The sequence below is a fragment of the Streptomyces sp. NPDC127129 genome (genome assembly GCF_042671585.1).
Taxonomy (GTDB): domain Bacteria; phylum Actinomycetota; class Actinomycetes; order Streptomycetales; family Streptomycetaceae; genus Streptomyces.
In genome coordinates this window covers 143347-155748 of record NZ_JBHXTV010000017.1, presented here as the reverse complement: position 1 = coordinate 155748, position 12402 = coordinate 143347, and the positions used below count along the sequence as shown (strand labels likewise).

At 73.1% G+C, this 12402-nt stretch carries 11 protein-coding genes; 4 read left to right on the top strand and 7 right to left on the bottom strand.

All coding sequences use genetic code 11. The features are described 5' to 3' along the window. Positions 1-151: 151 nt before the first annotated feature. Together ACFVGW_RS29335 and ACFVGW_RS29330 are read left to right on the top strand one after the other, a co-directional pair. Positions 152-886, top strand: a complete 735-nt coding sequence (locus ACFVGW_RS29335; RefSeq protein WP_385854090.1) for a D-Ala-D-Ala carboxypeptidase family metallohydrolase — start codon at positions 152-154, stop codon at positions 884-886. Positions 887-909: 23 nt separating this feature from the next. Continuing rightward, on the top strand, positions 910-1401 hold the full coding sequence (locus tag ACFVGW_RS29330; protein ID WP_385854062.1) for an NUDIX domain-containing protein: 492 nt from the start codon (positions 910-912) through the stop codon (positions 1399-1401). On the opposite strand, the gene ACFVGW_RS29325 is transcribed toward ACFVGW_RS29330, so the two are convergent. The 3 genes from ACFVGW_RS29325 to ACFVGW_RS29315 form a co-directional block, all read right to left on the bottom strand. Continuing rightward, positions 1398-2510, bottom strand: a complete 1113-nt coding sequence (locus tag ACFVGW_RS29325; protein WP_385854061.1) for an AI-2E family transporter — start codon at positions 2508-2510, stop codon at positions 1398-1400. The genes ACFVGW_RS29330 and ACFVGW_RS29325 overlap by 4 nt on opposite strands. 9 nt (positions 2511-2519) lie before the next feature. After that, positions 2520-3518, bottom strand: coding sequence for an MASE1 domain-containing protein (locus tag ACFVGW_RS29320; RefSeq protein WP_385854060.1), 999 nt, complete (start codon positions 3516-3518; stop codon positions 2520-2522). 72 nt (positions 3519-3590) lie between these two features. Beyond that, positions 3591-4421 (bottom strand): PP2C family protein-serine/threonine phosphatase, encoded by an 831-nt coding sequence (locus ACFVGW_RS29315; RefSeq protein ID WP_383292011.1) that lies wholly within the window; start codon positions 4419-4421, stop codon positions 3591-3593. A gap of 163 nt (positions 4422-4584) precedes the next feature. Between ACFVGW_RS29315 and ACFVGW_RS29310 the strand changes: the two genes are divergently transcribed. Then, a complete protein-coding gene (locus ACFVGW_RS29310; protein ID WP_352190271.1) occupies positions 4585-4830 on the top strand; it encodes a hypothetical protein in 246 nt (81 codons plus the stop codon). Positions 4831-4840: 10 nt separating this feature from the next. Here ACFVGW_RS29310 and ACFVGW_RS29305 read toward each other — a convergent pair whose 3' ends face one another. Beyond that, positions 4841-6085, bottom strand: coding sequence for a cytochrome P450 (locus tag ACFVGW_RS29305; protein ID WP_385854059.1), 1245 nt, complete (start codon positions 6083-6085; stop codon positions 4841-4843). Positions 6086-6170: 85 nt separating this feature from the next. Then, positions 6171-8072: an NAD-binding protein gene (locus ACFVGW_RS29300; RefSeq protein WP_385854089.1), complete on the bottom strand. Its 1902-nt coding sequence runs from the start codon at positions 8070-8072 to the stop codon at positions 6171-6173. Positions 8073-8338: 266 nt separating this feature from the next. Here ACFVGW_RS29300 and ACFVGW_RS29295 point away from each other — a divergent pair, with 266 nt between their 5' ends. Continuing rightward, positions 8339-9727: a D-alanyl-D-alanine carboxypeptidase family protein gene (locus ACFVGW_RS29295; RefSeq protein WP_385854058.1), complete on the top strand. Its 1389-nt coding sequence runs from the start codon at positions 8339-8341 to the stop codon at positions 9725-9727. Positions 9728-9817: 90 nt separating this feature from the next. On the opposite strand, the gene ligA is transcribed toward ACFVGW_RS29295, so the two are convergent. Both ligA and ACFVGW_RS29285 read right to left on the bottom strand, forming a co-directional pair. Further along, positions 9818-11938 (bottom strand): NAD-dependent DNA ligase LigA, encoded by a 2121-nt coding sequence (gene ligA, locus ACFVGW_RS29290; RefSeq protein WP_385854057.1) that lies wholly within the window; start codon positions 11936-11938, stop codon positions 9818-9820. Positions 11939-12069: 131 nt separating this feature from the next. Next, positions 12070-12393: a plasmid stabilization protein gene (locus ACFVGW_RS29285; RefSeq protein WP_385854056.1), complete on the bottom strand. Its 324-nt coding sequence runs from the start codon at positions 12391-12393 to the stop codon at positions 12070-12072. Positions 12394-12402: the final 9 nt, after the last annotated feature.

Sequence of the window (12402 nt, the reverse complement as noted above, 5' to 3'; positions counted from 1 at the left end):
GCCAGTGGCCTGAGCCACTGGCAGATGCCCCGCACCGTTGACCGCCTCGTCACCTCACCCCATCCTCATGGTCATGTTCATGACGGACAGTTCCGACGGAGGTCCCGGAGCACCCCGGGACCCCGCCTTCTTCCCACGACACGGAGGTGTCATGGTCCGGCGCATGGTCAGATCCCTGCTCGCCACGGTCCTGGTGGTGGTCGCCGCCCTCACGGGTACGGTCGCCACCTCCGGTACCGCCCACGCCGACGCCTGCTACACCTGGGGCCGCACCCTGTCCTCGGGCATGTCGGGGGCGGACGTGACGCAGTTGCAGATCCGCGTCGCCGGCTACCCCGGCTACGGCGGTGTGCTCGCCGTCGACGGCTCCTACGGCCCCGCCACGAAGGCCGCGGTGACCCGCTTCCAGCAGGCCTACGGACTCGCCGCCGACGGTGTCGCCGGTCCGGCGACCTTCTCGAAGCTGTACGGCCTCCAGGACGCGGACTGCACCCCGATCCACTTCACCTACGCCGAGCTCAACAAGTGCAACGGCGACTTCTCCGGCGGCGCGGTCGGCGCGGCCACCGCCAGGTCCAACGCCCTGCGCGCCATGTGGAAGCTGGAGGCGCTGCGGCACGCGCTGGGCGACGTCCCGATCTCGGTGAGCAGCGGCTTCCGCTCGTACGCCTGCAACTCGGCGGTCGGCGGGGCCTCCGACAGCCGCCATCTGTACGGCGACGGCATCGACCTGACGGGGTCGCCCTCGCTCTGCACGCTGGCCAAGCAGGCGCGCAACCACGGCTTCAACGGGATCCTCGGCCCCGGCTACCCGGGACACGGGGACCACGCGCACGTGGACACCCGCGCCTCGCGTTTCTGGTCGGCGAGCAGCTGCGGGATCTGAGCCGCTCGGCCACACTGAGCCGTATGCCGGACAAGCGCAGTGCAGGGCTCCTTCTCTTCCGCGGTACGGCGGACGGCGGCTTCGAGGTGCTCATCGGCCACATGGGCGGGCCCTTCTGGTCGTCGAGGGACGTCGCGGCCTGGTCGATCCCGAAGGGCGAGTACGGCCCCGAGGAGACACCGGAGGCCGCCGCCCGCCGCGAGTTCGAGGAGGAGCTCGGCCTGCCGGCGCCAATCGGCGAGCGGATCCCGCTCGGCGAGGCCCGGCAGGCGAACGGAAAGACCGTCACGATCTGGGCGGTCGAGGCGGACCTCGACCCGACCCGGATCGTGCCGGGCACCTTCACCATGGAGTGGCCGCGCGGTTCGGGCGTCCGGCGGGAGTTCCCGGAGATCGACCGGGTCGGCTGGTTCGCCCCGCCGGCGGCCGCGCCGCTCCTCGTCGCGGGTCAGCGCGTCTTCCTCGAACGGCTCGCCGCCCGGCTCGAAGAGCGGGACTTCCGCAGCACGGCCTAGGTCGGGACGGCGGCGGTCTGCGGTTCGTCGGCCTCCGGGTGGGTCAGGGGTTCGGTGAGCTGTTCGCGCAGGTACTTCCAGACCACGGCGAACAGCGCGGCCACCGGCACGGCGAGCAGGCTGCCCACGATCCCGGCGAGACTGCCGCCCAGCGTGACGGCCAGCAGGACCACTGCCGCGTGGAGGCCGAGCCCCCTGCTCTGGATCATGGGCTGGAAGACGTTGCCCTCCAACTGCTGCACCACGACGATGATCGCGAGGACGATCAGCGCGTCCGTCGGGCCGTTCGACACCAGTGCGATGAGGACGGCGACCAGGCCGGCGAAGAGCGCACCCACGATCGGCACGAACGCGGAGACGAACGTCAGCACGGCGAGCGGCAGGACCAGGGGGACGTCCAGGACCCAGAGTCCGAGGCCGATGAAGACGGCGTCGAGTAGGCCGACGAACGCCTGGGACCGCACGAAGGTGCCCAGCGTGTCCCAACCCCGCTCGGCGACGACCGGCACGTCGGTGGCGAGCCGGCCGGGGAGCTGGCGCCCGAGCCACGGCAGGAACCGCGGACCGTCCTTGAGGAAGAAGAACATCAGGAACAGTGCGAGGACGGCGGTGACGACGCCGTTGAACACCGTCCCGAGCCCCGAGGCCACGGCGGTGACCACACTGCCGACGCTGTCCTGGACACGGGCCATGGCGGTGTCGAGAGCACCCGAGATCTGGTCGTCACCGATGTTCAGCGGCGGCCCCGCCGCCCACTCGCGCACCTTCTCGATGCCTTCGACGACGCCGTCGGCCAGTTCGCCCGACTGGGAGGCCATCGGCACCGCGATCAACGCGACGACGCCCGTGACGACCAGCAGGAACAGGACGGTCACGGTCGCCGCGGCGAGGGCGGGAGGCCATCCGTGGCGGCGCAGGAAGCGGGCCGGGGGCCAGGTGAGCGTGGTGAGGAACAGGCCCACTATCAGCGGCCAGACGACCGGCCACATGCGGCCCACGAGCCAGAGGGTCACGGCAGCCATCAACAGGACCAGCAGTGACTCCGCGGAGACACGTGCCGCGGTGCGGAGCGCGGCGGCGGCTTTGGTGGAACTCAACGTGGCAGACATGGGGTCACCCTATTGACCGGGTGGCCGCCCTCCGGATCCGCCTGCCTCCGGTGGGTCTTCGGGCGGGAGTTCGTACGACTCGGGCCGCGGCTCCAGCTGGGCCACCATCTCCGCGAACCGCAGGCACACCCGCTTGATCTCCTCATGGGTGTCGTTGCGTTCGGTGATGACGGCCGCCAGCAGAAGAGCCGTCAGCGCCGTCGTGCCGTTGAAGGCCTGGAGCGTGACCATGCTGGAGAAGAGGTCCAGGCCGGCGAACGGGCCCTTGTCGCCGGTGGCGGCCAGGATCGCCAGCGTCGAGACCACGAGCGCGCACGGCGCCGCGCCTGCCAGCTGGAAGCGGAAGGCCGCCCAGATCAGGAAAGGAGAGACCAGGAAGAGCAGGGGCGAATCCGTCGTTCGGGTGGCCAGGAGGGTCACGACGACCGTACCGACCGCCAGCGCCGCGGCCTCGATCCAACGCACCGGCCGGGCGTGCACCGGCCACCGGGCCCTGCGGAGCACGAGCAGGAACGGGGTGACCACGAGGATGCCCATCGCGTCACCCGTCCACCACACGGACCATGTCGGCCAGAAGTCGCCCGCCTCCACCGCACCGGACAGGACCAGGACACCGCTGCCGATGGTCGAACTGATCAGCATTCCGGCGAGCGCGCCGAGGAAGACCAGCGCCAGTACGTCCCGCAGCCGGTCCAGTTCTGTCCTGAAGCCGGCCCTGCGCAGCATCAGACAGGCGCAGACCGGTGCCAGGGTGTTCCCCACGGTGATGGTCACGACGGCGACCGCCGACGGCCCGAGGAAGGCGTTCGCCAGGAACGCGCCGATGGCGATGCCCGGCCAGACGCGCAGCCCCATGAGGAGCAGCGCGGCCAGCGCGACACCGGTCGGCGGCCACAGCGGCGTGACCTGGTCACGGACGAGCTGTTGCAGGAGCCCGATCCTGGCGGCGCCGTAGTACAGCGCGGCGACGGCAAGCACCCGTACGGCAGCGGACCCGTAGCGACTCATCTCCGCACCGCACACGACAGCAGTCTGCACGCGCCTTCCGGTCCCGGCGACTCAAGCGACGGCACACGGGGCTCAGAGCGGCTCCCGGGGGCCGTCGTAGCGGACGACGAGGACCGCGGCGTCGTCGCGGTGGCCCGTCAGGTCGGCGACCTTCACGACGGCGGAGGCGAGCACGTCGGGATCGGCGTCGAAGCCCGCGCGCACCAGTCGGGCCACCTCCGCCAGTCCGTCCTCGATCGGGTAGTGCGGCCCCTCCACCACTCCGTCGGTGAGCAGGACCAGGACACCGGCCTCGCGCAGGCGTCGGCGGGTCACCGGATACTTCTCGCCGGCGACGATCCCCAGCGGCGGCCCTCCACGGTCGAGAGCGATGCCCCACTGGCCCGTGGCCGTGGCCCAGACCATGGGGACATGGCCCGCTCGGGAGACCGTCAGATCGCGCGTCACCGGGTCGAAGCGGAGGAAGCAGCAGGTCGCGAAGAGTCCGCACCCCATGCCGATCAGCAGGTCGTTGGCGCGGCCCAGCACCTCCTGGGTGTCGCTCGTCGCCTCGGCGATGGCCCGCAGACTCGTCCGCACCTGCCCCATGAAGGCGATCGCCTCCACGTCGTGGCCCTGCACGTCGCCGATCGCGAGCCCCAGTGCGCCGTCCTTCATCACGAAGGCGTCGTACCAGTCACCGCCCACGTCCAGACCGTCCCGTGAGGGCGTGTACCGGGCGGCGAAGTGCAGTCCGGGCAGCTCGGGAAGGCCCGGCGGCAGCATGTGGCGCTGCAGGGCCATGGCCAGCTCGACCCTGGCACGCTGGAACTGGATGCGTTCCAGTGCCTGGTCGACGAGCTTTCCGAGCGCGACCAGGAGTTGCTGTGCGCTGTCGGGCGGCTCGGGACTGTGTCCGCGCATCACGGCTCCGGGTGTTCCGGCCGACTCTCCACCTCACCGTAGCCGCCACCGCCGCCCGCCTCCACAGGGAGCCGGGCGGCGGCCCGCCGGCCCCGCTCGGGAGCCCGTTGTCAGACCCGTACGAGAGGGTGGAGGTCGCCAACCTGTCGAGAGGGAGCCCGACATGACCACGATCACCGTCCGTGAGCGCGCCGCAGCCCAGGCGTACCTGCGTCTGCTCGAGTCGACGCAGGCCGTGTTGACCGATCCGCACCTCGTTCCCTACGCGGCGGCCATGCTCACCCATCCGATGGCCGAGGCCGACGAAGCGCTTCGGGCCGCGGGCCTCGTGGGGAACGAGGCGCACCTGCTGCGCCTCGTCTCGGCCCTGCGCGCCTCTCCCGCGGGCGACCTCGGCCGGGCGGGGTGAGACGGCACGATCACGGGCGTACGGGGAGGCGCTGGCGCAGGCGTACGGGCAGGGCGCGGACGCTGTTGCCGACGAAGCTCGCGTGCCGCGTGAGGTCGCCCTCGGGTACGGCGAGGTCCAGATCGGGGAAGCGGGTGAAGAGCGCCTCCAGCGCGATGGTCGCCTCCATTCGGGCGAGGGGGGCACCCAGGCAGTAGTGGGGGCCGTGGCCGAGGGAGAGATGCTTGGCGGCGCGGACGCGCGTGATGTCGAAGCGGCCGGCGTCCGGGCCGTGCGCCTTCGTGTCCCGCCCGGCCGCCGAGTAGGCGGCCAGGACCGGTGTGCCCTTGGGGATGAGCGTGCCGTCGACGGTGAGGTCGCGGGTGGGGTAGCGGAACGGGAAGTAGCTGACGGGGCTGTCCCAGCGCAACGTCTCCTCGACGACGTCGGACCAGGCGGCGGCGCCTCCGGTGACGTGGGCGAGCTGGTCGCGGTGGGCGCAGAGCGCGCGGACGGCGTTGGTGACGAGGTTGAGCGTGGTCTCGTGACCGGCGATGATCATCAGGACGAGCGTGCCGATGAGTTCCGGCTGGCTGAGCCGGTCGCCGCCCTCGTCGCGGGCGGCGATGAGGGCGCTGGTCAGGTCGTCGCCGGGGCGGCGGGCCCGGTCGGCGGCGATGGCGGTGAGGATCTCCAGGAGCTCCCGGTTCGCGGCCATGACCTCCTCGGGGCCGATGTCGGTGGCGACGACCTGGTTGGAGAGGCGGTGCAGCCGGTCCTGGTACCGCTCCTCCACGCCGAGGAGTTCGCAGATGACACCGAGCGGCAGCGGCAGGGCGAAGTGGCGGCGCAGGTCGGCGACTCCGCCGCCCTCGCGGGCGGCCTCGTCCAGCCGGTCGAGGAGCCCGGCGGTGAGCGTCTCGATCCGCGGCCGCAGCGCCTCGACCCGGCGGGCGGTGAACGCCTTGCTGACGAGGGAGCGGAGCCGGCGGTGATCCGCGTCGTCGGCGGTGGTCATGCCCTGGACGGTGGCGAAGGTGCGCAGCGGCCATCCGTCGGGGACACGGCCCTCGGCGAGTGCGGTGAAGTGCTGCGCCCCCTTGGCGACCTCGGGATGGGCGAGGAAGTCCCGGAGCGCGTCGTGGCCGAGGACCGCCATGCCCTCGACCTCGCCGGGCAGGACGACGCGGGTCACGGCGCCCTGGGCGAGGAGGCGCGCGTTGGCCGCGTGGGGGCAGCCGCCGGTGGGGTCGAGGCGGTGGGGCGTGGCGTTCATCGGGTCACTCCTCAAGGCGGGGACGGGCCGAGGCGGCTCACGGGCGGTCAGATCCTACGACGCGTGGCGGCGGCCGTCGTGGGCGTCAACTCGGCCTGTGCCGGACGGAGTCGGGCCCGCCCTGACGCGGTGGCCGGGGGTGGCGGCCGAGGAGTTCGGCGAGACCGCGTCGGGTGGTGGCGACGAGGACACGGTCGCCGGCGGCCAGGACGCGGTCGGGCTCCAGCTGCCAGACGAGCCCCGCGCCGTACCGGCCGAGGGGCGCCGAACCGGTGGCGAGGGCGATGACCCGCCACGCCCCGGGGCGGAAGGCCTCGGCGATCGTCCGCCCCTCCAGGAGCGGGTTCTCCGCCGCCTCCACGGCCGCGAAGAGGAGCACGCGCCGCTCCACCGGGATGGCTCCCAGGATCTGGCGGCCCATCATGGCGCCGGCGAAGGCGGGCGCGGCCAGGTGCGAGACGCTGCGGCTGCGGGTCAGCGCCTCGGGGTGGGCGGCCCGCAGCGTCCGGTAGACGGCGGTGGCGAAGTCGTCGTCGTACAGGCGCAGCGCGACCCGCAGGTCGGGCTTGACGGAGCGGGCGGAGAGCGCGGCCTCCAGGTTCGTGATGTCGATGCTCGTCAGCGCGAGCAGTGCGTGGGCCCGGTGGATCCGGGCGGCCTCCAGCACGCCCTCGTCGGTGACGTCCCCGATGACAGTGGGCACGCGCAGCCGGCGGGCCAGGGCGATGCCGCGCGCCTCGGGGTCGGACTCGACGCAGACGACGGGGATGTCCAGCCGGCGCAGCCGTGCGAGGACGCGGGTGCCGACCTTGCCGAGGCCCAGGAGTACGACGTGACCGGAGAGCCCGCGGGGCGGGCGGCGCAGCGAGGTCGCCGTGCGGAAGGTGCCGAGGGCCTCCAGGATGCCGGCGATGAGAACGGGCATCAGGAGGAGCCCGACGAAGCCGGCGAGGATCTGCAGCACCTGTCGGCCGGTCGTCTCGTCGACGGCCGGGTCTCCGATGGCGAAGATGTCGAGGAGGGTGAGGTAGGCCGCGTGCAGGGGGTGGTCGCCGGTGGTGACCCAGGTGGCGAGGGCGATGGCGCCGACGGCCGCGGTCACGCCCGCGAGCGACCAGCGCAGGCGCCGGGAGAAGAGCGAGCCCACGGGCAGGGCGGAGGCGCCGAAGCGCTTGGCGGACAGGGTGGGGCCGGCGTAGCTGATCGCTTCGAGGGCGACCGTGCCCCTGCCGGGCGCGGCCGCGACGGCCTGGTCGTCCGGGAGCAGGAGCGGCCCCTGGGCTCCGCTGCGCTCGGAGCCCTCGACGCCCGCCGGGTCGTTGGTGGTGGCCGACAGCAGGGCGAGGGTACAGAGGCCCGGGTCGGCGGTCTCGCCGCGGGCGGGCGGGGTGCGTTCGACGGCGTGCAGGAGCAGGCCGCCGGCCTGGACGACCTTGCTGGTGCCGGCGACGGCGGTGGCCGCGAGGGCGGGGGCCGCGGTGTCCGCGTCGGAGAGCACGGTCGTGGCGGCGTCGAGCACCTTGGGATCGAGGCCGGGCTCGGCGACGGCGGCGGCCTGGTCGAGGAGTGTCTCCAGGTGCTGGCCGAGCTTGCGGTTGTAGAGGCGGATGACGAGCCGGAGCCTCGGGTTGAGGCGGCGGGCGGCGAGTGCGGCGCGGATGTTGGTCTCGTCGTCGTCGTGGACGAGGGCGAGCGCGGCGGCCCGCTCCACTCCCGCGTCCAGCAGAACCGTGTCGTCGACCTCGCTCGTCTCGACGACCCGGACGGACCGGCCTGCCTCGGAGGCGTCCCGTGGCTCTCCCACGGGGGTCCGCGTCATGACGGCCGTCACCCGGCCGAAGAGCGAGGCGGCGCGCCCCGGACGGCCCGTGCGCTGTGGCGGGGCGTCGCCGCGTGCGGGGACGAGCAGCGTGATCCTCTCCCCGTAGACGTCGTGGAGTTCGCCCGCCAGCCGGTGGGCGAGCACGTCGTCCCCGCAGACGATCATGTGGCCGACCGGGGCGGCACGCGGCTGCCCGTCGGACCGGATCGCGGGTGCGCCGAAGGGGGAGCCCGGGAGGTCCGTCGTGGGCGGCCGGGGCGCGGGCTCCGGGGGAACGGGCATGCTCTGGTTCGGAAGTGAGGACACGTCACCAGCATGCCGTGCGCGTACGGCAGTCCGGGCATCGCCCGAATGCCACCCCCTGTACGCCGGTCGGCGCACTTCGATCTGCGGGTGTCCCCCGTGCTTCCTACGGTGGCTGAATGATCGTCATGTCAGCTGTCCGTCATGCGGCCGCCGGCGCCGCGGCGCTGCTGCTCGTGCTGCCCGCACCGGCGGCAACGGCTTCCACCGTCAGCGAACCCTCGCCCCCTGTCGAACGTTTCATCGATCCCGCCCGGCTGTACCGCTCGGGCACGCAGGTCCAGGCCCCCCGTGGTGGGCCCGACGCGCCGGACGGCATCTCCGCACTGTCCTGGGTGGTGGCGGACGCCTCCACCGGCGACGTCCTCGCGGCGCGCAACGCGCATCGCCGGCTCCCTCCGGCCAGCACGCTGAAGACGCTGTTCGCCGTCACCGCGCTGCCGCGCATGGATCAGGAGGAGCGCCACACCGTCTCCGAGCCTGAGCTGGAGGGGATCGGCAGCGGCAGCAGCATGGTCGGGGTCCAGGCCGGCTACACGTACAAGGTGTCCGACCTCTGGAACGGTGTCTTCCTCAGCTCCGGGAACGACGCGGTGCGGGTGCTCGCGGCGATGAACGGCGGCTGGGAGTCCATGGCCCGTCAGATGCAGGAGAAGGCCCGAGAGCTGGGGGCGAACGACACCCGGGTGGTGTCGCCCGACGGGTACGACGAGCCGGGCCAGGTGTCCTCGGCCTATGACCTGGCGCTCTTCGGCCGGGCCGGGCTGCAGGATCCGGCGTTCGTCCGGTACTGCTCCACCCGGTACGCGGACTTCCCGTCGGGCAGCTGGTCGTACGGCATCCGCAACACCAACCGGCTGCTGACCGGGGACAACGGGGTGGACCGCTATCCCGGGCTGATCGGTGTGAAGAACGGCTACACCAGTGGCGCGGGGAACACGCTGATCGCGGCGGCGCGGCGGGGCTCGCGGACGCTGGTCGTCTCGGTGATGAACCCGCAGTCGGGCGGCGGGTTCGCGGTGTACGAGGAGGCCCGGACGCTGCTCGACTGGGGCTTCGAAGCGGCGGACGAGGTCCAGCCGGTGGGCTCGCTCGGTCCGGGGGCCGCACGCGACCGGGCGAAGAACCGGCCGGAGACGAAGCCGGTGAAGGGATCGGGCGAGCGGCCCGGGGGGAGGTCCTCGGCAAGCCCCGGCGTGAAGGCCGCGGGAGGCGCCGCCGAGAAGCCGGGGAAGGCCCCGGGCGAGAAGTCCGCGCCGCAGGCGGGTGCCGGGGGCCGGCCCGCAGCGGGCGGGTCCGCCGGCGCCGCGGGGCGGTCGGGTGCGCCGGTGTCCAAGGACGTGGCCGCGCTGAGCGCCCCGGGGAGGACCGTGTCCCGGGAGGACCTTCCCTCGCGTCCCTGGGCGGGCCTGCCCCTTGCGCTGGTGGGGGCGTCGCTCGGTGCCGCGCTCTCGCTCTGGGTCTGGCGGCGCCGGTCGGCCGGGCGGGGCGGCGGGGGCGCCGACGGGGGTCTGTGACGGCCGGTCGTGCGGTTCTTCCGGAGACAGCGGGGCTCTCGCCACAGCCCCGGTGAAGGCCGCACGACCGGCGCTCGGTCACGCTCCCGCTCAGGCCGGCAGGAAGTCGCCGAGCAGCACGGCGAACTCCTCCGGGTCCACCAGACGGATGCCCAGCTCCTCGGCCTTGGTCCGCTTGGACCCGGCCTTCTCGCCGGCGACGACCAGACCGGTGCGCTTGGAGACGCTGGAGGAGGCCCTGCCCCCGGCGCGCTCGATGAGTTCGTTCATCTCGTTGCGGCTCAGCGCCTCCAGCGGCCCGCGCATGGCTCCGGTGACGACCACCGCGAGGCCGGCCAGCGGGCCCGCCGCCACCGCGGAGGAGGCGTCGGACTCCGCGTCCGAACCGGCGGCGGCGTCCGGCTCCGTCGCGGACCCGGGCGGGGGCGGCGGGGTGGCTCCGGGCTCGGTCATGTTGACCCCGGCGGCGACCAGTTTGTCGACGATGGCGCCCAGTTCGGCCAGCTCGGCGACGATGACCGGTGCCTTCTCCGCCCCGATCCCCTCGACCTCGCGCATCGCCTCGGCGTCTGCCGCCCGGATCGCGTCCATGGTGGCGAAGTGCCGGGCTATGCGACGGGACATGGAGCGGCCCGTTCCCCGGACGCCGAGGGCGCACAGGACCCGGGCGAGCGGACGGGTGCGCGCGGTGGCGATCGCCGCGAGCAGGTTGTCCGTGCTCGTCTCGCCCATCCGCTCCAGACCGAGCAGCTGCTCGCGCGTCACGGTGAAGAGGTCGGCGACGTCGGAGACCAGGCCCGCCTCGACGAGCTGGACGATCCTGCTCCCGCCGAGGCCCTCGATGTCGAGCTGGTCGCGGCCGACGGCGTACGAGAGGGAGGCGACGAGGTGGCAGTTCCGCCCGCGAGCACACCGCCAGCGCTGCTCGCTCCGGTCGATCTCCGAGCCGCACTGCGGGCAGGCCTCGGGGAACGCGATGGGCTGCTCCTCCCCGGTCCGCAGCTGGGCGACGGGCGCCTCGACGCGGGGGATGATGTCGCCCGCCTTGTAGACCATCACGTGATCGCCGAGTCTCAGGTCGCGGCGCGCGATGTCGGAGGGGTTGTGCAGCGTGGCGTAGGTGACGGTGCTGCCGTCGATGTCCACCGGCTCCAGGACGGCGCGCGGCGCGATGATGCCCGTACGGCCGACGTTCCACTCGACGGCGAGGAGGCGGGTGACCTTCTCGACGGCGGGCAGCTTGTACGCGATCGCCCAGCGGGGCGCGCGGGAGCCCTCGCCCGCCTCGCGGCGGTCGGCGGCGAGGTCCGCCTTGACGACGATCCCGTCGATCCCGAAGGGGAGCTCCGCGCGGAGAGCGGCTATCTCCTCCACCCGGGCGAGGACCTCGGCCACGCCGGTCGCCCTCCGGCCGGGGACGGCGGTGGCGGCCGAGGTGTGCAGGCCCAGGGCGACGGCCCGGGCGAGCAGCTCGCTGTGCGCTGTCTCGTCGAGGCCGGCCGTGGTCGCCGCGCCCTCCCCCGGCGCGTCCAGCGGCAGCATGTCGTACGCGAAGAAGGTCATCTCCACCCGGTACGGGCGGTCCTTGGCGCGCAGAGTCCCCGCCGCCGCGTTGCGCGGGTTGGCGAAGGGCTCGCCGCCGTGGGCGACCCGCACCGGATTGGCGGCCTCGAACTGCTCGGTGGTCATCAGCACTTCGCCGCGGATCTCGACCGTGACGGGCTCGGTGAGCCGCTCCGGCAGTCCGACGATCGTCCCGACGGCGTGCGACACGTCCTCCCCGGCCGTGCCGTCCCCTCGGGTGACGAGCCGCGCGAGCCGCCCCTCCTCGTACCGCGCGGCGATCGCGAGGCCGTCGAGCTTGGGCTCGACGCTCCAGTGCTCGACGCTCCGGCCGATCCTGCGCTCCAGGGACGCGGCCCAGGCGGTGAACTGCTCGGCCGAGAAGACGTTGTCGAGGGAGAGCATCGGCCGCGTGTGCGGCACGTCGCCGACGGCCGCGCCCCCGGCGACCTTCCCCGTCGGGGAGTCGCTCCGCACCTCGTCGGGGTGGTCGGCCTCCCAGGCGGCTATCGCCCGGGCGAGCCGGTCGTAGGCGTCGTCGTCGAGCGGGGACGTACCGCCCGCGTAGTAGGCGGCAGCGGCTTGCTGGGCGTCCTCGACCGCACGCGCGTACGCGGCGGCATCGGCGAGAACCGGAGTCGTCGTCATGTGTCCATCGTGCCGGGCACCACTGACAACGGGCCTCGTGACCACGGCCTCGTGACCACGGCCCTCACCGCCACGGATCCTCGTGACGACGGCTCTCGGTGGCGAACCTGTCCTCGCCCGGTCCAGCCGGCTCAGTCGCCGAGTGAACGCTTCAGCTCGGCCTTGTTCATCGACGAGCGACCGTGGATGCCGCGTCGCTGCGCCTCGGCGTAGAGCTGGTCGTACGTCGGTCCCCGTGACCCGCTGTGCGAGCGCTGCCCGCCCCGCTTCGAGGACGACATGTCCTGGATCGAGTTCTTGCTCGCCGTCTCCGACTCGCCGGAGCGGGCACGTTCCTTGTTGACCGTCCGCGCCGCGATCTCCTCCGCGCGCTTCGTCGGCTCTCCCCTGTCCAGGGCGCTCTCCTTGATGTGCTCGTACTGCCGTTCCCGCTTGGGGCTCGATCCACGCGGCATGACGTGCTC

Excerpts from the sequence above, each read along its gene's own strand:
- ACFVGW_RS29335 (WP_385854090.1), top strand. The coding sequence starts at position 152 with ATGGTCCGGCGCATGGTCAGATCCCTGCTCGCCACGGTCCTGGTGGTG.
- ACFVGW_RS29330 (WP_385854062.1), top strand. The coding sequence starts at position 910 with ATGCCGGACAAGCGCAGTGCAGGGCTCCTTCTCTTCCGCGGTACGGCG.
- ACFVGW_RS29325 (WP_385854061.1), bottom strand. The coding sequence starts at position 2,510 with ATGTCTGCCACGTTGAGTTCCACCAAAGCCGCCGCCGCGCTCCGCACC.
- ACFVGW_RS29320 (WP_385854060.1), bottom strand. The coding sequence starts at position 3,518 with ATGAGTCGCTACGGGTCCGCTGCCGTACGGGTGCTTGCCGTCGCCGCG.
- ACFVGW_RS29315 (WP_383292011.1), bottom strand. The coding sequence starts at position 4,421 with ATGCGCGGACACAGTCCCGAGCCGCCCGACAGCGCACAGCAACTCCTG.
- ACFVGW_RS29310 (WP_352190271.1), top strand. The coding sequence starts at position 4,585 with ATGACCACGATCACCGTCCGTGAGCGCGCCGCAGCCCAGGCGTACCTG.
- ACFVGW_RS29305 (WP_385854059.1), bottom strand. The coding sequence starts at position 6,085 with ATGAACGCCACGCCCCACCGCCTCGACCCCACCGGCGGCTGCCCCCAC.
- ACFVGW_RS29300 (WP_385854089.1), bottom strand. The coding sequence starts at position 8,072 with ATGATCGTCTGCGGGGACGACGTGCTCGCCCACCGGCTGGCGGGCGAA.
- ACFVGW_RS29295 (WP_385854058.1), top strand. The coding sequence starts at position 8,339 with ATGTCAGCTGTCCGTCATGCGGCCGCCGGCGCCGCGGCGCTGCTGCTC.
- ligA (WP_385854057.1), bottom strand. The coding sequence starts at position 11,938 with ATGACGACGACTCCGGTTCTCGCCGATGCCGCCGCGTACGCGCGTGCG.
- ACFVGW_RS29285 (WP_385854056.1), bottom strand. The coding sequence starts at position 12,393 with ATGCCGCGTGGATCGAGCCCCAAGCGGGAACGGCAGTACGAGCACATC.